Consider the following 18,268-nt stretch of genomic DNA (forward strand, 5'->3'; position numbering starts at 1 on the left):
ACGCCCGGGGGTCACCGTCCCCCGGGCGTGGTCACCGGGCCGCCCGCGCCCGCTGTCACGGGGTGTTGTTGGCCAGGGCGAGCAGGCGGGAACGGTCGCCGCTGAAGCGGTCGCGGTCGACGTTCCCGGAGACGCCGCCCACCGCGCCGGTGGACGTGTACTGCCAGACGGTCCAGAACGGGAAGCCCTGCGGAATGCTCGGGCTGCCCGCGGAGGTCCAGTGGGCCACCCAGAGGGGGCTCCTGGCGGACATGCCGGTCCAGCCGCCGGTGCAGGAGTTCCACCAGCTCGCGCTGGTGTAGATCACGACGTCACGGCCGGTACGGGCCTTGTACGTGTTGTAGAAGTCGAGGATCCAGGACTGCATCGCCGCGGGCGTCTTGCCGTAGCAGCTGCCCTCGATGTCCATCACGCCGGGAAGGGTCAGGTTGTCGCGGGACCAGGCGCCGCCGTTGCTGGCGAAGAAGTTCGCCTGCTCCTCTCCCCCGGACACGTCGGGCCGGGCGAAGTGGTACGCGCCCCGGATCACACCGGCGTTGTAGGCACCCAGGTAGTTGGCGCTGAACGTGGGGTCCTTGTACGTGGTGCCCTCGGTCGCCTTCATCCAGGCGAACTCGATGCCCGCGCTGCGGACCGCGCCCCAGTTGATGCCGCCCTGCCAGCTGGAGACGTCCACGCCCACGGGGTTCGCCAGGAGGTTCGCGTCAGGCCCCGCTTCGAGGTGCAGCTGCCGGGTGTCCGGCTTGAAGTCCTTGCTGTCCTGGACGTAGCCCACGCCCATGTAGCCCTTGCCCTGCGGTACGGCGCCGCCCGACGGCAGCGGTGCCGAGGAGGCGGTGCCGGACATCAGGCTGAGGGTCAGTGCGGCACTCATGCCGACGACGCCGGCCGCGATGAGTCTTTGCTGTACGGATTTACGGGAAAGGCTCCGGGGGTACAAGGCTTCCTCCTGCTTGGTGGGGGGAGTTGCAGTGATGCCGAGTCGATCTTCGGTGTGCCGGGTCTCGACACGCCGGTACGAGAGCGACGCGTCGGAACGGAGCGGTCATCGTGCGTCCGGTCAGGAGGAGTCGGCCGCGCGCTTCCCGGAGAGGGAGGGACGCACGCCCGATGACGCGAACATGACACAGTGAGCCATAGGAGCACGTGTTCGGTAAACAGTTTTCCGATTCGTTAGTGGTCTATACCAATCCATACTTCAGTGAGCTGCGGAAACAGATCGACACCGGAAGAAACTTTTTTCAAGTGACGGCGCGGGAAGGGGACTTGACGGCCCGCGTGACGAGGGTCCGTGTGACGACGGATCGAGAGTCCGGCCGGACCGGATGCGGTCGGTCAGCGCCTGACGATCCGGTCGAGGGCGGTGGCGAGCGCGGACTTGACCGCGTCGCGGTGATGGAGGGGCTGCGGGGGGGGAGCTCACCGTCGGGGCGTACACCCCGGCCGGCAAGTGTGTACAGCAGGCGCAGGGTACGCAGGCAGTTGCCGAGGCGGGCGGGCACCGGGGTGCTGATCCGGTCGGCCCCGAATCGGTCGACGATCGGGTCCAGCCAGCGGACGGCGTCGCGTTCGCGCAGGTCCGCGCGGGTGAGGATCCGGGCGATCCAGGTCGCGAGGACGGCGTGGGGCGCACCGTCCCGGACCTGCGGATCGGATCCGCGAGGGCACGGGACAACTCGCGGACGAGGTCGTCCATGGGCCGGTCGGCGGGCACGGCACAGTCGGCGGCCTCGATGCTTGTCCAATCGGTCATGACGGGCGGGACAGGTCCATTCCATGACCGCACGCCTGCGAATTATGTCCGGGTATCCACCTGAACCTTTCAACTCCGCTGCCAGCAGTGGCAGTTCCGGCGTGCACCCACCACCCCCTGCGTCGTGCGGCCGCGTGCCGACGCGGGGAGCGGTACCGACGCGGGAAGCGGTGCTGCCGCAGGAAGATCACTGAGACAGGACCCGGACATTCACAGGATCATTCCGGGATCGAATCGGCCCTAGTGTCATCGCTGTCAGCAGGAAAGACCGCAACCGACAGCCGCTGGAGTTCACGATGCGCTCGCGTCTCGCCGCCCGTTCCACCCGTCTCGTCCTGGCCGCCGCAGCCATCACGGCCTTCGCCGTCACCACCACGGCGTGCGACCCCGAGGACGCCGCGGACGCCGCCGGTTCCGCGGCTCCCTCGGCCGCCGCCTCCGCGGGCAGCGGCGAGAGCGACGGCTCCTCCGGCGACAAGCCCTCCGCCGGCGGTTCCGGGTCCAACGGCGCCGGGGCCGACGGTTCCTCCACCGGAGGCTCGACCGACAAGACCGGCTCCGGCAGCGGCAGCGGCAGCGGCAAGAAGGACGGCTACGGACAGTCCTGCGGCACCAACGACCTCAGCTTCACGGTCACCTCGGAGTCCCAGGCCGGTGGCTACTACCTCGTCGCCGCCAAGGCCAAGCCCGGCATCACCTGCTTCCTGGAGGTCAACACCCCCAGCGTGTCCTTCGGCTCCGACGCCAGCGGCGTCGCCTCCCCCGTCGGACAGGGCGGCGAAGACCCGATCAAGCTCACCGGCTCCGCCGTCGCGTACACCGGCATCAACCCCAAGACCACCGACGGCGACGGCGGCCCGGAGTTCGAGAGCGTCATCATCTCCACCACCGAGGACGACCCGAACCCCGCCGAGCTCAAGCTCCCCGACCCCGCCGCCGTCGAGAAGCCCATCGTCACCAACTGGGCCACGAACCGCGCCGAGACCGTCCCCGTCATCGCCTGACCGGGCACCAAGTCACACCAGGTCGACCGAGTCACACCGAACCGAGCCGAGCTCAGCCAAACCAAACCAATCCGATCCAATCCGATCCGATCCACACCGAGGCCGTCGGCCAGTGAGTCAGCAGGTCGGTGGGTCAGCAGTTCAGTGGGTAGGCGGACTGGACGGGGTGTCAGGCACCGCGACGGGGCGGAGCACCATCAGAGACTCCTCCTGGCGAGCCACCATCGCGAAGGGGAATCTGTCGATCTCCAGGCAGAGGTCGACATCGTCCGGGTGGTAGCCGCTCCGCAGCCCGCTGGCGAGATCGGCCGCGGCCCGGGAAGTCCTCGCCCGGTCGAGGTACGGGGCCGCCCCGACCTCGTCCCCGGTGATGGAACGACTGATGTACTCGGCGCAGGCCAGGTCCTCGTCGGCCCGGCCTCCCTCGCCGGTGACGACGAACGTCACCGGGCCGGGATCCCCGGCCCGCAGGAATCTCGCGGTCGCGCCGGCCACCACGAAGCTCGCGCACAGGACCAGCGGTGCGTCGGCGACGGCCAGCGCGCCCACGGTCCCCGCCGTCGTCTTCTGCACCATCGTGCGGCCCGCGAAATCGTGTGATCCGAGCAGGCCGGGTGAGTTCACCGCGTCGAAGCCCGCTGCCGGAGCGCCGTCCTTCAGGGCCACCCACCCCGGACGGCTCTCCTTCAGGGCGAGGGCCTCACCCTCGGTCGAGGCCAGCACGATCCTCTCCACGCCACGCGAGAAGGCCCACGCGGCCACGGTGAAGGCGCGCATGACGTCGATGACGACAGCGACACGGGGAACGCCGGTCAACTCCGGTATGCCTACGAAGTGATGATCCATCGCACCATTCTGGCGCCCCGGACCATCCGGGGGTCTCCCCGCCCGGAGCGGCGGTGCGGACGTACCGGGCGAACACGAAGAACAGCCGGCACGACGTCATGTCGTGCCACCCGCCCGCTCTTCATGGCGTCTGCGTGGTGGTGCCACTCCTCGTGGTGGTGTCACCAGCACCCCGTACCCACTGCCTGGAGCCAGTGACCGCGGAGCCGGCCCGGACCAGAGTGGTGCCATGCCCACTCGACGCGAAGCCCTCGCCACCTCGGCCGCCCTCACCGGCGGCGCCCTTCTGTCCACCACGTCGCCCGCGGCGGCGGCCGTCCCCCGCGCGGCCCCGGACCGTACGACGGCCGCATCCGGTCAGCGCCCCGGCAGCGGCACCATCGCCCTCACCCACGCCACCGTCCTGGGCGCGGGCGCGGGCCCCGACCGCACCGTCCTCGTACGCGACGGCCGCATCATCCGTACGGGCCGCTCGGCCGAGGTCGCGATTCCGCGCGGGGCGACGACGTACGACCTGACCGGCAAGTACATCGTCATGGGCGGCCTCGTCGAGTCCCACGTCCACAACCAGGGCCCCGAGACCGTGCTGCCGCCCCTCTTCCCGCTCAACGGCGTGACCGCGGTCCGCGAGATGTGGGGCAGCCCCCTGCACCACGAGTGGCGCGACAAGATCCGCGCGGGCAAGCTCCTCGGCCCGCGCTGGGTGATCTCCAGCTCGATCATCGACGGGCAGCCCTCGCTGTGGGCCAACGACACCGGCGACCTCGTCGTCGAGGTCGCCGACGCCCCGTCCGCGCGCCGCGCGGTGCGCGAGGCGAAAGCGAGCGGCGCCGACTTCATCAAGGTGTACTCGCGGCTCGCACCGGAGGCGTACGAGGCGATCGCCGACGAGTCCCGCAGACAGGGTCTGCGTTACGCGGGCCACTGCCCCGACACCCTTCCCATCGCCCGTGCGAGCGACAGCGGGCAGCAGTCCATCGAGCACCTGCACGCCCTCCTCCTCGCCACCTCGTCCCGGGAGACCGAGATCAGGCGGGCCATGGCGAGGGTCCGTATCGACCCCGCCCTCGGCACCAGCTTCGAGCGTTACGCGAGCTGGTTCCGGCAGGTGCACGCCGTGGAGTGGGAGGCGATGCGGACGTACGACATCGGCCGCACCCGCGCCCTCTTCGACCGGCTCGCCGCCAACGGCACCCGCGTCGTACCGACGCTCACCGTTCACCACTCGCTGGAGCGCACCGACCAATTGCCCACCGAGTCACCGGAGTTCGCCTACCTGCCCGGCTGGATGACCGAGTACTGGCCCACCATCTGGTCCTCCCTCACCGCAGGCCGCACCGCGCAGGACACCGCCCGCATCCACCGGATCTACGAACACCGGCTGCGCCTCGTCGGGGAACTCCACCGGGCCGGCGTGCAGTTGCTCGCGGGCACCGACACCGGCACCGGCTACGCGGTTCCCGGCTTCTCCCTGCACCATGAGCTGGAACTGCTCGCCGAGGCGGGGCTGCCCACACGGGACGTGCTCCGGGCGGCGACCACCGCGCCCGCCCGGATGCTCGGGCTGCCGGACGACCGGGCCGACCTGCTGGTCCTGGACGCGGACCCGCGCACCGACATCCGGCACACGCAGCGGATCCACTCCGTCCTGGTCGACGGCCGGTACCTGGACGGCGCGGAGCGCCTGCGTCTGCTGGCCGATGTGGCGCGTGCCGCCGCCGCGAGCGAGCCGTCGGCGACGGGCGCCGCGACGCCCCACATCTGCGTCCACTGACCACCGGTGAGGCCGGTGGGAGGGCGGGCGACGTCGGGAACCGGCGGGTCGGCCGCCGTCTCCCCCTCGGGGGCGGCGGCCGCGTCAGGACGGGGCCGGGCAGCATCCGCGCCAGGGGTCAGTCGAGCAACGCGGTCGCTTCGACCTCGACGAGTACGTCCGGCTCGAAGAGGTACTCGACTCCGATGAGGGAGGCCGGGGGCATGGGGAGCCGGAGCCCGGTCTCCTCGGCGACGGCCTCCACACCGGCCATGAACTCACCGATCCGCTCCGGGCTCCACCGGGTCACGTAGAACGTCAGGCGCAGCACGTCCGCGAACGACGCGCCCGCGCCCGCCAGCCCGACGGAGGTGTTGCGCAGCGCCTGGGCGACCTGCCCGGCCAGATCGCCGGGCGCGACCGGGGTGCCGTCGGCCCGGCGTGCGATCTGTCCGCTGACGTGGATGTGCTTGGTTCCGGTGCCCACGGCCACGTGGTGGTACGGGACCGGTTGCAGCATGCCTTCCGGGGTGAAGTGCTGAACAGCCATGGGTGTTCCTCCCTTGGTAGGTATCCGTAAGCTACCTAGTGCAAGAAGGACACTTCAACGAGACCAGGTTTCGCCATGGATACCGACGACGAGTTCCGCATCGACCCTCCGCACCGCGAACTGCTCGACCAGATCCTCGACAAGTGGTCGCTCAGCGTCCTCAACGAACTCTGCGAACGCCCGTGCCGCTTCAACGAGTTGCGCCGGGCCATCCCGCAGGTCACGCAGAAGTCGCTGACCTCGACCCTTCGGCGGCTCGAACGGAACGGTGTGGTCGAGCGCGAGGTCGTCTCCACCCGCCCGGTGGCGGTCAGGTACCGGATCACACCCCTCGGCAAGACCCTCCGGCCCCCCATCGACGTGCTGCTGGCGTGGGCCGCACGGAACATGCCCGCCATCACACGGGCGCGTGACGCCTTCGACACCCGGGAAGAAGAAGCAGGCCGCTGATCCGCCTGCTGATCCGCCTACCGTTCCTCCTCTCGGTGACGAGGAGGGGCAACGAGCCCGGCGCCGGGGCTCTCAGGCTTCGATGTACGCCACGATCGTGATCGTCTTCAGGGCCGTCACGAAGTAGATGACCCGTACGCCGTCGATCTCGTCCGTGTAGTCGCGCAGCAGGGTGCCGGGCACCTCGGTGCCCAGTTCGGGGTTGACGCTGATCGCGACGATCGCACGGTCCAGGCGGTGCGTCTCGCCCGCGGTGAGTTTGGACAGCTGGGTGAGCGCGGGCTCCACCGTGATGACATGCGAGCGGCGCGGGCCGGGTTCAGGCGACACGGGGCCGCTCTTGCCCGAGACGGGCGAGGTGCTCGTCCCGGGCCGTCGCCCACGGCATCCCGGCCTCGGGCGAGGGGTAGCCGTTCGCCGCGATGTCCTCCAGCACGGAGGCGAGGACGTCGACCTTCGCGCGCTGGTCGGCCACGTACGCGCGAACGGACGCGGCGGCGTGTTCGTCGAGGGGCTGACGGTCGGGCACGGGCGCGGTGGCCGGCTGCTGGCTCATCCGGGGCTCCTGGCTGTCATCTGGCGTCGTGTCACCACCGTATCGCCGGGCCGGGCCCGCGGACCCCGTAACGGGTGATCCCACCCGGCGCATCGAAGAACCGCACGGGACACCTCTTCTTTCCCTCTCCCTTGCCGCGGATGAACCCACGGCCGTCAGCGGCGGTGGGCGGCGCGGAGCCAGGTGATGTCGACCGCGGCGATCACGCCCCAGATCCAGTGGACGGCCGCGACGCCGTCCGGTGCGAGCGCCGTCGCCAGGGCGCCGAGGGCGACCGTGCCCAGCACGACCTGGGCACCGCGCCCCGCGGTCAGTGCGGTGCGCAGGGGCCCGCGCTCCGTGAGGCGGTCGGACAGATAGGCGTCGAACGCCTCCGCCACCTGGTCGTCGATCTCGTCCCGTGTGCGGGCGTCCAGCGAATCAGACATGGCTCCCCCGAATCCCGGCGCCCGGCGGCGCCTCCCGAACCACGGTAAGCACTACAGAGAAGTTCTGCAAACATTCTCTGCAATGATTGCAGAGAAGTTCTGCACTATGCTGGCGGGCATGGTCGAGCGTCCCGAGACGAGAGTGCTCACCGGCCCGGACCTCAAGGCCTTCTACAAGGCGCTGTCCAACCCGGTGCGCCGCGACATCCTGAGCTATCTCGGCGAGCACGGCGAGGCGAACTCCACCAGCGTCGCCAAGGCCCTCGGCGAATCCACCGGCACCACCAGCTATCACCTGCGCAAGCTCGCCGACCTCAAGCTGATCGCGGAGATCGAGGAGCGTTCCACCGGACGGGAGCGCTGGTGGAAGTCGCTGATGACGAACATCTTCACCCCGCCCGGCCTGGAGATGACCGAGGACGAGCGCGAGGCCGCCGTGAAGCTCGGCGCGCTCAAGATGACCCATGACCTGAGCCTGGTCGTGAAGGCGTACGCCGGATACGACGCCTCCGCGGGGTGGAACCAGATCTACCGCGCCGGTCTGCGGATGACACAGGAGCAAGTGGCCTCGTTCACCGAGGAGTATCAGGCGCTGCTGCACAAGTACACGAGTGCGCCCGGCGAACACCCGCCGAACGCACGGCAGATGGCCGTACGCCTGGTCATGCTGCCCGACGACGGCGGCAGGCCCGAACCGCCGCCGAGCGAGGAGCCGTGACGGCGGCGCCGGTCGTCGGGGCGGCCGTCGTGGGCGGCCTCGGGCGGCGACGGCCGGAGCGGGGTTTCAGAAAGCGTCCGTAGCGGATTCCGGGAAGGCCGGCACACATGGTTTCGGTAGTACAGAACGTCGCGATCGACTGCGCCGACGCCTACGGGCTGGCCCGGTTCTGGAGCAGGGTGACCGGTCGGCCGCTGCACCCGGAGGACAGGCCGGGCGATCCGGAGATCCAGGTGCTGCCGGCCGAGGGGCCCGTGCTGTATTTCAACCAGGTGCCGGAGCCCAAGAAGACCAAGAACCGGATCCATCTGTGCCTGCGCCCCGAGACCTCGCGCGAGCAAGAGGTGGAACGGCTGTTGGGGATCGGCGCCACCCTGGTCGCCGACCGCCGGAATCCCGATGGCTCCGGCTGGGCCGTCCTCGCCGATCCCGAGGGCAATGAATTCTGCGTTCTCCGCAGCGAGTCCGACCGGGCCTCCACGAGCTCCTGAAGGCTATGCACCCCCCTGGCCGCGCAAGCCCTCACATGCCCCACAAGACATGCCCCACAAGCCCCTGAGGTTCAAGCACAGGTCGAGACACAAGCTGAAGTCCAGGGTGAGGAATTTACACTTCTTACTTCCAGTGTTAAATTCGTAGCATGCCGAAGGTTCCCTCTTCCCAGGTCGTGCTCGACAGCGCCTACCGCTGCTTCTGCCGCAACGGCTTCCGCCGTACGACGATCTCCGACATCGTCGAGGAGTCGCGGCTGTCCCGCCCGACCGTCTACAAGTACGCGGGCACCAAGGACGAGGCGTTCGCCAAGGTCATCCACGAGAGGCTCGAACGGGCGTCGGCCGCGGCGGATGGAGCCGCGGCGGCCGCGGGCGGTCCCGAGGAGAAGGTGCTCGGCGTGCTCACGGTGAAGCTGGAGGTGGCCATCCGGCTCTGGCGCGACAGTCCCGTACACGCCTACGAGCTGCTGTCCGCCGCCTCCGCCCACACCCCCGACCTGGTGACCGCCTACACCGACCGTCTGGCACGGCTCCTGGAGTCCGCCCTGGCCGAGGCCGTCCCCGGCACCGTCGCGGAATCGGCCGCCGGAGTGCTGCTCACCTTCACCCGCGGGCTGGAGGACGACCTGCACGATGTCGAAGCCGCCCGCCGGGACCTCGGGACCGGCGTCCGGATGATCACCCGCGGGGCACTCGGCGCCCCCTCCCCCTCCCCCACACCCGCTCGACCTCACTAGCGGGTCCCTCTGCCGGAAGGCCCCACCATGAGTACCACCACCGCCCCCACGTACTACCGGGATCAGTCGGCATGGCGCGATCTGCAGGAGTTCCTGCCCGCCCGGCTCCGCCTGGACGAGGACACCGCGCCCGAGGAGGAGTTCTGGGAGTGGCGCGGACACCGCGTCCACCTCGACCGCTACCGCGACCCCGCGGCGAAGGCCAAGGTCGTCCTGCACCACGGCGTGGGCACCAACGGCCGCCAGATGTCCCTCGTCCTGGGCGCCCCACTGGCTCGGCGCGGCTTCGAGACCGTCGCGCTGGACAACCTCGGGTACGGCCTCACGCAGGTCGAGGCGGGCACGACGCCCTCCTACGACGACTGGGTCGATCTCGTCGTCGACTTCCTCGCCTTCGAGCAGTCCCGCGACGACCGGCCGATCGTGCTCTACGGGCTCAGCGCCGGCGGAATGCTCACCTACCACGTCGCCGCCAAGGCCCCGCGCGGCACACTGCGCGGCATCGTCGGCATGACCTTCCTCGACCAGCGCGACCAACAGGTGCGCGACGAGACCGCCCACGACCGGCTCACCGCCCGCATGGGCGGCCCCCTCATGGGCCTGCTCGCCAGGACCCCGGCCGCGTCCATGAAGTACCCGATGAGTCTGGCCTCCAAGATGTCGGCGCTGGTCAACGACCCGGCCGCGCTGAAGGTCCTCATGAAGGACCGCACCTCCGCCGCGAACTGGGTCGCCATCCGCTTCCTGGACCGCTACATGAACTACGCCCCGGCCGTCGAACCCGCCGACTTCGACGCGTGCCCGGTCCTGCTGACCCAGCCCGCCGAGGACCGCTGGACCCCGCTCCACCTGAGCCTGCCGTTCCTGTCACGCATCACCGAGGTCCCCGTCGAGACCGTCATGCTCGACAACGCCGGTCACTACCCGCTCGAAGAACCCGGCCTGCAACAGATGCAGGATGCCATCGCGGACTTCGTGACCCGATACACCGCCTGACCGGCGGTCGCGCCGAGTACGCGCCTCCCGGCTTCGAAGCGCTCGGCGACGCACCGCGCCGAAGCAGTGGCGGGCCCGGAGCCGGAGAAAACGCCGGCCCCAGCCGCTTGACCTTGCCACTGGCGGCAGGGTGGGACGGTCACCGGCATGAACACCACCGCATCGCAGCCCAGCAGAATCGTCGTCGTCACCGGAGCCGGCACCGGGATCGGCCGGGCCACCGCCCGCGCCTTCGCCGCCGAAGGCGCCCATGTCGTCGCGATCGGGCGGCGGGCCGAGCCGCTCCGGGAGACCGCCGCGGGACACGGCCGGATCACACCGCTGGCCGCCGACATCACCGCCGAGGGCGAGCCCGACCGGATCGTCCGGGAGGTACGGGCGACGCACGGCCGCCTGGACGTACTGGTCAACAACGCCGGCATCGTGCGCAGCGGCGCCCTCGGCACCCTGACACCGGAAATGATCGCCGATCAGCTCTCCACCAACCTCGTCGCCCCCGTCCTGCTGGCCCAGGCCGCGCTGCCCCTGTTGGAGGCATCGGGCGGGGTGATCGTCAATGTCAGTACGTCGGTGGGCCAGCGGGCCTGGCCCGGCAGCTCGGTCTACGCGGCGACCAAGTCCGCGCTGGAGCTGCTGACCCGCAGCTGGGCGGTCGAGCTTGCTCCCCGCGGGATCCGGGTGGTGGCGGTCGCCCCCGGCGCGATCGACACTCCCATCGGCGAGCACCAGGGCCTGACGCCGGAACGGATGGCCTCGGTACGGGCATGGCAGCTCGCGCACACCCCGCTGGGCCGGATCGGCCGCCCCGAGGAGGTGGCCTGGGCCATCACCCAACTCGCCGCGCCGAACGCGTCGTTCGTCACCGGGGTGGTGCTCCCGGTCGACGGAGGGGCGGTCGTGGCGTGATAGAAGTGGCGCCGGAGGTGGGCTTGGTGCGTATCGGGGAACTGGCCGAGCGGACGGGGACGTCCGCCCGTGCGCTGCGGCACTACGAGCAGGCCGGGCTGATCTCCTCGGACCGGGCCCCCAACGGCTACCGCGTCTACGACGAACCGGCGGTGGTGCGGGTCCGCAACATCCGCTATCTGCTGACCGCCGGGCTCACCCTGGACGACGTACGGGTGTTCCTGCCGTGCCTGGACGGTGATGTGGCGGCCGCGCAGCCCTCGGGCAAGGGCGTGCGCGTCGCGCTGGAACGCCTGGCGGTCCTGGACGAACGGATCGCCGCCCAGACCCGGGCCCGCGACCGGCTGGCGGCCGCGCTCCGGGAGAAAGCCGGTGATCTGATCCGCCCGGCGGCCTGACCAGGGCATCAGCGGGCGTCGCAGTGGGTCGGGTGCGCCACGGTCGATGTCACCGTCGCCCTCCGCTGCACCAGTGGGCGCGGCACCGAGCCACTGAGGAGCGGGGCTCCGGAACCCCGCACGACGGTCGCCAGGTGCAGCGTCAGCGCGTCGACCAGCCCTGCGCCGAGCACCGAGCACCGAGCACCGAGCACCGAGCCGATGGTGGCGCGCCGCCGCCCATGAGGGCGATGTCGAGGTCCTTGCCGCCGTCCGACGACTCCGCCTGGGCGCGCTCGCGCGCGGTACGGACGGCGTCGGCAATCCGGTGGCGGCGAACGCCCGGTCCAGGTGAGTGAGCCGCGCGAGTCCGGTTGGTGGTGTACTCGTCACGACGAGGAACATCGGCCGAAGACATGTCCGGAGCCTGGAGCGGGACGGCCGGACGGACCGGACGCCGGGGCGCGGACGTACCCGAACGGACCGGGTGCGGACCCGGGCGGACCGGGTGGGGACCCGGGCGGACCGGGTGGGGACCCGGGCGGACCGGGTGGGGACATGCCTGGCCGAGCCAGGTGGGGACGTACCCGGACCCCCGGGGGACGTACCGGGAAGCCGGGCGGACGTACCCCGGATTTCTGCGCGGGCGTACCCGGACCGCCGGGGCGAGGCAGTCGCCCCCGCGTGGCCGGGTGAGCCGGAACACGCGGGCCGGAACGGCTTGTTACGTTCTCACCATGTGCTCATGGAGGCGCCGTCATACGGGGCCGAAACAGTGACGCGCATGAACAAGAGCCCGTGCAGGAGCCCGCGTACGAGCAGCACCCCGAAGGCGGGGCGGCGGGCCGCCGCCACCGCCGCCGTGTTCCTGGCCCTCGCCGCGCCGACGGCCGCCCTGGCCGTGCCGGGCCCGGCGGTCGCCCGAGCCTCGTCGGACGCCACTGCCGTGGTGCCGCCGATCCGTTGGGGCGCCTGCCCCGCTGCCGAACCGCCGTACCCCGACCCGAGTCCGAGGGCGCAGTGCGCGACGGTCACGGTGCCCCTGGACTGGTCGAAGCCCAAGGGCCCGAAGGTCGGCATCTTCGTCGTCCGTTACCGGGCCACCGACCCCGCACGGCGGATCGGCGTCCTGATGTCCAACCCGGGCGGCCCGGGGACGCCCGGTTCCGATGACGCCCTGTACGCGGACGACCCCATCAGCGGCTACACCCCGGCCATGCTCCAGCGCTTCGACATGATCGGTTTCGACCCGCGCGGCATCGGCCGCAGCCAGAACGCCGAGTGCGACGAGTCGATCGCGGACCCGGTCCCGAACCGCCCCCGCAACGCGGTCGAGTTCGAGCGGATGCGCGCCCTGAACGGTCGGCTCGCGGACAGCTGTCTGAAGCGGACGGGGCCGCTCGCCGCCCATATGGACGGCGAGAGCGTGGCCCGCGACATGGACGCGATCAGGGCCGCCCTCGGTGAGAGCAGGATCAGCTTCCTCGGCCACTCCTACGGCACGTTCCTCGGTGAGCGTTACGCACGTCTGTTCCCGGGCAGGCTGCGCGCGCTGGCCCTCGACAGCGCGATGGACCCGGACCGGCCGGACGCCGAACGCTATCTCACCGACGGAAGCGTCACCATCGACAACACACTGAAGCGGCTCGCGGCCTGGTGCGAGAAGGACCCGGCGTGCGCACTCAACGGCAAGGACCTGACCGCCGTCACCGACGAACTCTTCGCCCGCGCCGACGCGGGCACACTCCGCGATCCGGGCCCGGACGGACCGACGCGGACCAAGGTCGGCGCCGACAAGCTGTCCGACTTTCTCACCTTCGCACTCGGCAAGGGCAGCCCGGAGACGACGACGGCGCAACTGGCCGCCCTGTACACGGGAAAGGGCGAGGTCAACTGGGTCCCGGTCGGTACCAACACCGCCTCCCGACTCGTCCTGTGCCGGGACTACGACTTCCGGATCCGCGACTACGCCCAGTACCTGGCCATCCGCAAGCGGGCCTCGAAGGCCGCTCCGCACGTCCGCTACAACGCCCAGTCGCTGGACACCGTCCTCGGCTGCCAGGGCTGGACGATGCCGCCCGAACCCGGCCCCGTCCGGGCGAAGGGCGAGCTGCCGCCCGTCCTCGTGGTCAACGCCACCCATGACCTGGCGACCCCCCTGCCGGGGGCGCAGCGCATGACGGACTCCTTCCCGGAGGCGTCGTTGTTCACCATGGACGTCGTGGGTCACTGGCTGTACCGCAGGGGCGGCACGGAGAAGGCGATGCGCGTGATCGACACCTACCTCACCCGCCCCACCGGTCCGAAGAACTGACCAGAGAAGTCGTTTCGAGGGCGATGTGCCTCGCGGCCCGGGTTCCGTGGCCCACCGATCGGCCGCACACCGATCGGCGCCCATCGTTCTTCGTACGCCGGACGGGAACGTCATTTCCGGGCGGAACCCTTTGTTCCAGGGGGAGTTGAGCCGTTGGGGATCGTCGCGCCGGGTGCGAGTGTGTCGTTACTCATACGTTGCGAGGCGTCTCCACCCGGCGCGCAGCCGGCGGGGTAGCGTTGGGTCCGCCATGGACCTTGCCTATATTCCCAGCCCCTCGACCGGTGTGATCCATCTCGGACCGGTTCCGCTGCGCGGCTACGCGTTCTGCATCATCATCGGTGTCTTCGTCGGCATCTGGATCGGCTCCAAGCAGTGGCGGGCGCGGGGAGGAAATCCCAGCACCGTCGCCGACATCGCCATCTGGGCGGTGCCGTTCGGCCTCGTCGGCGGCCGTCTCTACCACGTCATCACCACCTACGAGCTCTACTTCGGTGAGGGCAGGAACTGGGTCGACGCCTTCAAGGTCTGGGAGGGCGGCCTCGGTATCTGGGGGGCGATCGCGCTGGGCGCGGTCGGCGCCTGGATCGGCTGCCGCCGCCGAGGGGTCCCGCTTCCCGCCTACGCCGACGCGCTCGCCCCCGGCATCGTGATCGCGCAGGCGATCGGCCGCTGGGGCAACTGGTTCAACCAGGAGCTGTACGGCAAGCCGACCGACGTCCCGTGGGCCCTGAAGATCGACAACGGCCTCGACAACGGCACCTTCCACCCGACCTTCCTCTACGAGTCGCTGTGGTGCGTCGGTGTCGGGCTGCTCGTCATCTGGGCGGACAGGAAGTTCAAGCTCGGGCACGGGCGGGCCTTCGCCCTGTACGTCGCCGCCTACTGCGCCGGGCGCGTCTGGACCGAGTACCTGCGGATCGACGAGGCGCACCACATCATGGGCCTGCGCCTCAACGTCTGGACCGCGATCTTCGTCTTCGTCCTCGCTGTCGTGTACTTCGTGGTCTCGGCAAAGGTGCGACCGGGCCGTGAGGAGATCGTGGAGCCCGAGGAGACGGCGTCGGCGGCCGAGTCGGGCGACGAGGGCCCGGAGGACAAGAAGAAGGCCGTCCTCAAGAAGGACACCGTGGACGACGGCAAGGCCGCACCCGGCTCCGACTCCGGTTCCGACTCCGTCTCCGGTTCCGACTCCGACTCCGACTCCGGTGCCGAATCGGATACCGAGTCAGCATCCGTGTCCGAGAAGTCCGGGGGAACCACGGCCAAGGCCGAGAAGGGCTGACTTTCCCGCAGCCGAGCAGAGGGCCGGTGGTCCGTGGACTCCTCCACGGACCACCGGCCCTCGCGTTTCACGGTGCGGCGAACAGCCGACGGCCGACGACGAACGGGCCCGCCGGTTGAACGGCGGGCCCGTGACGGGCGCTGGTCAGCGCTCGAACCACCGGGTCGTCGCGTCCCAGGCCGAACGCAGCGCCTCCGGCTGGGCCAGCTCGTGGTGCTGGCACGGCAGGGCGGTCTGCACCACGTCTCCGGTGACGTACGTCGTCCACCGGTCCCCCAGCGCCGCCCCTGCGGGCTTGCCGAGCAGAGCCGCCACATGGATCAGGTCGCCCTGGAACACACGGGGAACGTGCGTGGTGGCGATGGCGACATTGTTGGACCGTACGCCCTCGGCCACGGCGAGCTCCTTGTCGGAGAGGTCGAGCCCGAAGCGCTCACCGACCCGTAGGACGGCGTCCGTCCAGTCGACCACCTCAGGCTCCTCGGGCTGACCGACGCCCAGGTCCAGGCTGACCGACGGGTAGGCGTCGAGCACCACCAGCGCGGCGACCTCCTCGCCGGCCTCCTGCAACTGCACCGCCATCTCGTGGGCGACGACGCCGCCCAGGGACCAGCCCAGCAGATGGTACGGACCCGACTCCTGCACCCGGCGGATCTGCTCGATGTAGTCCGCGGCCATCTCCTTGACGGAGCCGGGCAGCGCGCCTTCCTCGCTCAGGCCGCGCGCCTGAAGGCCGTACAGCGGCCACTCCTCGGGCATGATCCCGGTCAGCGGCGCATAGCACCAGCTGAGGCCACCGGCGGGGTGCACCGCGAAGAACGGCGGCCGGGTGCCGTCCGCCCGGAGCGGCAGCAGCACCTTGAGCCCGTCGGCGCCGGACGGTCGGCTCAGCCCTCGTACGAGGGACTCGACGGTCGGGGTCTCGAAGAGGCTCCGGATCCCCAGTGCGACTCCGAGCGTCGAGCGCAGCCGCTCCACGAGCGTCACCGCGAGGAGCGAGTGCCCGCCGAGGTCGAAGAAGTTGTCGTCGATGCCGACCCGCTCCAGGCCGAGGACCTCGGCGAACACTTCGCAGACCAGCCGCTCGTCCGCCGTGCGCGGGGCCCGGTAGGAAGCCTCCAGGACGGCGGTGTGGTCCGGGGCCGGGAGGGCCCGCCGGTCGAGCTTCCCGTTCACCGTCAATGGCAGCGTGTCGAGTACGAGGACTGCGGAGGGGACCATGTAGTCCGGCAGGAGCGCCGTCAGGTCGGTCCGGATTCCGTTGGTGTCCATGGTCGTGCCTTCGGTGGGCACGACGTAGGCGGTGATGCGCTTGTCGCCGGGGGTGTCCTCGCGGACGATCGCGGTGGCCTGGGCCACGCCGGGCCGGTCGAGCAGGGCCGCCTCTATCTCGCCCAGCTCGATCCGGAAACCACGGATCTTGACCTGGTCGTCGGTACGGCCCAGGTAGTCCAGCGTCCCGTCCGCACGCCAACGCGCCAGGTCACCCGTCCGGTACATCCGCTCACCCGCCGCACCGAACGGGCACGCCACGAACCGCTCCGTCGTCAGACCGGGACGGTTCAGATACCCCCGCGCCAGACCGGCACCGGCCACGTACATCTCGCCGGCCGCCCCCACCGGAACAGGGGCCAGGAACTCGTCCAGCACGAACACCCGGGTGTTGACCACAGGCGAACCGATCGACACCTCTCCCGCCGACGGATCACAACGCCACAACGTCGCGTCCACCGTCGTCTCGGTCGGGCCGTAGGAGTTGAACACGCGGTGGTCTCGCGTCCAGCGCGCCATCACATCCGGCGGGCACGACTCACCGGCGGTCACGAGGACCACGTCATCGGAGATCGACCGCTCGTCCAGGGTCGCCAGAACGGCCGGCGGCAGCGTCACATGACTCACGCGCTGCTCCGCGAGGAAGCGGGGCAACGCCTCACCGAGACGCCGGTCCTGCGGGATCACCACGAGGGTCGCACCGGTCAGCAGGGCCATGAACCACTCCCAGCCGAAGGTGTCGAAGCCCGCCGAGGCGAACTGTCCGACCCGCGACCCGGCGCCGACCTCCAGGTGGCGCATCTGACCCGCCACCAAGCTCGCCACGCCCGTGTGCGAGACCAGCACACCCTTGGGCCGACCGGTGGATCCGGAGGTGTAGATCACGTACGCCGCATCCGCCGCCCGCACGACAGGGCCGGTCGGGGCACCGCTGTCCAGGCCCGCGAGTTCCGCCACGGTCTCCGGCGCATCCACCCGCACGGCGGAGTCCGGCAGCGCCGACGCCGTACCCGAGGAGGCCAGCACCAACACGGGGGCCGCGTCGTCCAGCATGTACCCGATGCGGTCGGCCGGGTACGCCGGATCGATCGGCATGTACGCGCCGCCCGCCTTCGATATCGCCAGCAGCGACACCATCAGCTCGACCCCGCGCTCCAGGCACACGCCGACCACCGACTCCGCACCGACACCGCGCGAGACCAGCAGTCTCGCAAGGCGGTTGGCCCTTGCGTCCAGCTCGGCGTACGTCACCTCGGTCCCGTCGGCGACCACGGCCACCGCCTGCGGCGTCCGTGCGACGTGCGCCTCGAACTGCGCCGGGATCGTCGCGGCCGGAATCTCGGACCCGGTGTCGTTCCAGGTGGTCAGCAGCTGTTCGTGCTGCTGGTCGTCGAGGACGCCGATCCGGTCGATCCGGGTGTCCGGGTGCTCTTCCAGGGCGCCGACCAGGTTCTCGACGGCGGTGTGCAGCAGCCCGCACACCGTCTCGGGGTCGATCGGATGACCGGCCTGCACGGAGAGCCGGAACCCGGAGCCGGTGTCGTCGACCGACGCCGTGAGCGGGTAGTTGGTGCGCTCATGGCCGAACAGGAGCCTGATGCCCGCGAGGCCGGTCCCGCCGTCTGCGGCACCCGGGCTGTGGCGGTAGTTGAGGAGCGAGGTGAACAACGGGCTCTGGGCCGGGAGGCTGGTGGCCTGCTGTGCCAGGGCCAGCGGCGCGTGCTCGTGCCGCAGCAGCTCGCCGAGCTGGGCCTGTACGGTGCCCAGGCCCTGGTCCAGGGGCTGGGTCGCGTCGACCCGGATGGGCAGCGTGTTGATGTAGAGGCCGG

19 protein-coding genes are annotated in these 18,268 nt (G+C 70.6%); 11 read left to right on the forward strand and 8 right to left on the reverse strand.

Annotated elements, in window-relative coordinates:
* Positions 1-55: 55 nt before the first annotated feature.
* Complete coding sequence (locus ACFVFH_RS34850; protein WP_383776709.1) at positions 56-874, reverse strand: GH25 family lysozyme; 819 nt, start codon at positions 872-874, stop codon at positions 56-58.
* Positions 875-2,049: 1,175 nt separating this feature from the next.
* On the opposite strand from ACFVFH_RS34850, the gene ACFVFH_RS34855 reads away from it, so the two are divergent.
* Positions 2,050-2,757 carry a hypothetical protein gene (locus ACFVFH_RS34855; protein WP_383776712.1) on the forward strand — a complete coding sequence of 236 codons (708 nt, stop codon included), beginning with the start codon at positions 2,050-2,052 and terminating at the stop codon, positions 2,755-2,757.
* Positions 2,758-2,898: 141 nt separating this feature from the next.
* Here the strand turns inward: ACFVFH_RS34855 and ACFVFH_RS34860 are convergent, their stop codons facing one another.
* Positions 2,899-3,603: a 2-phosphosulfolactate phosphatase gene (locus ACFVFH_RS34860; protein WP_383776715.1), complete on the reverse strand. Its 705-nt coding sequence runs from the start codon at positions 3,601-3,603 to the stop codon at positions 2,899-2,901.
* A 229-nt stretch (positions 3,604-3,832) separates the two neighbouring features.
* Between ACFVFH_RS34860 and ACFVFH_RS34865 the strand changes: the two genes are divergently transcribed.
* Positions 3,833-5,377, forward strand: coding sequence for a hypothetical protein (locus tag ACFVFH_RS34865; protein WP_383776718.1), 1,545 nt, complete (start codon positions 3,833-3,835; stop codon positions 5,375-5,377).
* A 118-nt stretch (positions 5,378-5,495) separates the two neighbouring features.
* On the opposite strand, the gene ACFVFH_RS34870 is transcribed toward ACFVFH_RS34865, so the two are convergent.
* Positions 5,496-5,906: a RidA family protein gene (locus ACFVFH_RS34870; RefSeq protein ID WP_383776721.1), complete on the reverse strand. Its 411-nt coding sequence runs from the start codon at positions 5,904-5,906 to the stop codon at positions 5,496-5,498.
* Positions 5,907-5,981: 75 nt separating this feature from the next.
* Here ACFVFH_RS34870 and ACFVFH_RS34875 point away from each other — a divergent pair, with 75 nt between their 5' ends.
* Positions 5,982-6,356: a winged helix-turn-helix transcriptional regulator gene (locus ACFVFH_RS34875; RefSeq protein ID WP_383776724.1), complete on the forward strand. Its 375-nt coding sequence runs from the start codon at positions 5,982-5,984 to the stop codon at positions 6,354-6,356.
* A gap of 72 nt (positions 6,357-6,428) precedes the next feature.
* Here the strand turns inward: ACFVFH_RS34875 and ACFVFH_RS34880 are convergent, their stop codons facing one another.
* The 3 genes from ACFVFH_RS34880 to ACFVFH_RS34890 form a co-directional block, all read right to left on the reverse strand.
* Complete coding sequence (locus ACFVFH_RS34880) at positions 6,429-6,686, reverse strand: hypothetical protein (RefSeq protein ID WP_093539287.1); 258 nt, start codon at positions 6,684-6,686, stop codon at positions 6,429-6,431.
* Entirely contained in the window at positions 6,676-6,912 is a 237-nt protein-coding gene (locus ACFVFH_RS34885) for a hypothetical protein (protein WP_383776727.1), read from the reverse strand. The genes ACFVFH_RS34880 and ACFVFH_RS34885 overlap by 11 nt, the downstream gene beginning before the upstream one ends.
* A 155-nt stretch (positions 6,913-7,067) precedes the next feature.
* Positions 7,068-7,340: a hypothetical protein gene (locus ACFVFH_RS34890; protein WP_383776730.1), complete on the reverse strand. Its 273-nt coding sequence runs from the start codon at positions 7,338-7,340 to the stop codon at positions 7,068-7,070.
* Between the two features lie 118 nt (positions 7,341-7,458).
* On the opposite strand from ACFVFH_RS34890, the gene ACFVFH_RS34895 reads away from it, so the two are divergent.
* From ACFVFH_RS34895 to ACFVFH_RS34920, 6 genes are all read left to right on the forward strand, one after another.
* Entirely contained in the window at positions 7,459-8,058 is a 600-nt protein-coding gene (locus ACFVFH_RS34895; RefSeq protein ID WP_383776733.1) for an ArsR/SmtB family transcription factor, read from the forward strand.
* 107 nt (positions 8,059-8,165) lie between these two features.
* A complete protein-coding gene (locus ACFVFH_RS34900; protein WP_383776736.1) occupies positions 8,166-8,549 on the forward strand; it encodes a VOC family protein in 384 nt (127 codons plus the stop codon).
* A gap of 149 nt (positions 8,550-8,698) precedes the next feature.
* On the forward strand, positions 8,699-9,289 hold the full coding sequence (locus ACFVFH_RS34905) for a TetR/AcrR family transcriptional regulator (protein ID WP_383776739.1): 591 nt from the start codon (positions 8,699-8,701) through the stop codon (positions 9,287-9,289).
* A 27-nt stretch (positions 9,290-9,316) separates the two neighbouring features.
* Positions 9,317-10,285 (forward strand): alpha/beta hydrolase, encoded by a 969-nt coding sequence (locus tag ACFVFH_RS34910; protein ID WP_383776742.1) that lies wholly within the window; start codon positions 9,317-9,319, stop codon positions 10,283-10,285.
* Between the two features lie 147 nt (positions 10,286-10,432).
* Positions 10,433-11,191: an SDR family NAD(P)-dependent oxidoreductase gene (locus ACFVFH_RS34915; RefSeq protein ID WP_383776745.1), complete on the forward strand. Its 759-nt coding sequence runs from the start codon at positions 10,433-10,435 to the stop codon at positions 11,189-11,191.
* Between the two features lie 26 nt (positions 11,192-11,217).
* Entirely contained in the window at positions 11,218-11,589 is a 372-nt protein-coding gene (locus ACFVFH_RS34920; RefSeq protein ID WP_383776748.1) for a MerR family transcriptional regulator, read from the forward strand.
* An 8-nt stretch (positions 11,590-11,597) separates the two neighbouring features.
* Here ACFVFH_RS34920 and ACFVFH_RS34925 read toward each other — a convergent pair whose 3' ends face one another.
* The gene (locus ACFVFH_RS34925) at positions 11,598-11,783 is read right to left on the reverse strand and encodes a hypothetical protein (RefSeq protein WP_383776751.1); all 186 of its coding nucleotides are present in this window, start codon (positions 11,781-11,783) and stop codon (positions 11,598-11,600) included.
* Positions 11,784-12,352: 569 nt separating this feature from the next.
* Here ACFVFH_RS34925 and ACFVFH_RS34930 point away from each other — a divergent pair.
* Positions 12,353-13,882, forward strand: a complete 1,530-nt coding sequence (locus ACFVFH_RS34930; protein ID WP_383776754.1) for an alpha/beta fold hydrolase — start codon at positions 12,353-12,355, stop codon at positions 13,880-13,882.
* A gap of 250 nt (positions 13,883-14,132) precedes the next feature.
* Positions 14,133-15,167, forward strand: coding sequence for a prolipoprotein diacylglyceryl transferase (lgt, locus tag ACFVFH_RS34935; RefSeq protein WP_383776757.1), 1,035 nt, complete (start codon positions 14,133-14,135; stop codon positions 15,165-15,167).
* A gap of 144 nt (positions 15,168-15,311) precedes the next feature.
* Here the strand turns inward: lgt and ACFVFH_RS34940 are convergent.
* Positions 15,312-18,268, reverse strand: a 2,957-nt coding sequence (locus ACFVFH_RS34940; RefSeq protein WP_383776760.1) for an amino acid adenylation domain-containing protein, incomplete at its 5' end; no start/stop codon positions are given.

Origin of the sequence: Streptomyces sp. NPDC057697 (genome assembly GCF_042799335.1) — a bacterium.
Taxonomy (GTDB): domain Bacteria; phylum Actinomycetota; class Actinomycetes; order Streptomycetales; family Streptomycetaceae; genus Streptomyces.

Excerpts from the sequence above, each read along its gene's own strand:
- ACFVFH_RS34850 (WP_383776709.1), bottom strand. The coding sequence starts at position 874 with ATGAGTGCCGCACTGACCCTCAGCCTGATGTCCGGCACCGCCTCCTCG.
- ACFVFH_RS34855 (WP_383776712.1), top strand. The coding sequence starts at position 2,050 with ATGCGCTCGCGTCTCGCCGCCCGTTCCACCCGTCTCGTCCTGGCCGCC.
- ACFVFH_RS34860 (WP_383776715.1), bottom strand. The coding sequence starts at position 3,603 with ATGGATCATCACTTCGTAGGCATACCGGAGTTGACCGGCGTTCCCCGT.
- ACFVFH_RS34865 (WP_383776718.1), top strand. The coding sequence starts at position 3,833 with ATGCCCACTCGACGCGAAGCCCTCGCCACCTCGGCCGCCCTCACCGGC.
- ACFVFH_RS34870 (WP_383776721.1), bottom strand. The coding sequence starts at position 5,906 with ATGGCTGTTCAGCACTTCACCCCGGAAGGCATGCTGCAACCGGTCCCG.
- ACFVFH_RS34875 (WP_383776724.1), top strand. The coding sequence starts at position 5,982 with ATGGATACCGACGACGAGTTCCGCATCGACCCTCCGCACCGCGAACTG.
- ACFVFH_RS34885 (WP_383776727.1), bottom strand. The coding sequence starts at position 6,912 with ATGAGCCAGCAGCCGGCCACCGCGCCCGTGCCCGACCGTCAGCCCCTC.
- ACFVFH_RS34890 (WP_383776730.1), bottom strand. The coding sequence starts at position 7,340 with ATGTCTGATTCGCTGGACGCCCGCACACGGGACGAGATCGACGACCAG.
- ACFVFH_RS34895 (WP_383776733.1), top strand. The coding sequence starts at position 7,459 with ATGGTCGAGCGTCCCGAGACGAGAGTGCTCACCGGCCCGGACCTCAAG.
- ACFVFH_RS34900 (WP_383776736.1), top strand. The coding sequence starts at position 8,166 with ATGGTTTCGGTAGTACAGAACGTCGCGATCGACTGCGCCGACGCCTAC.
- ACFVFH_RS34905 (WP_383776739.1), top strand. The coding sequence starts at position 8,699 with ATGCCGAAGGTTCCCTCTTCCCAGGTCGTGCTCGACAGCGCCTACCGC.
- ACFVFH_RS34910 (WP_383776742.1), top strand. The coding sequence starts at position 9,317 with ATGAGTACCACCACCGCCCCCACGTACTACCGGGATCAGTCGGCATGG.
- ACFVFH_RS34915 (WP_383776745.1), top strand. The coding sequence starts at position 10,433 with ATGAACACCACCGCATCGCAGCCCAGCAGAATCGTCGTCGTCACCGGA.
- ACFVFH_RS34930 (WP_383776754.1), top strand. The coding sequence starts at position 12,353 with ATGAACAAGAGCCCGTGCAGGAGCCCGCGTACGAGCAGCACCCCGAAG.
- lgt (WP_383776757.1), top strand. The coding sequence starts at position 14,133 with ATGGACCTTGCCTATATTCCCAGCCCCTCGACCGGTGTGATCCATCTC.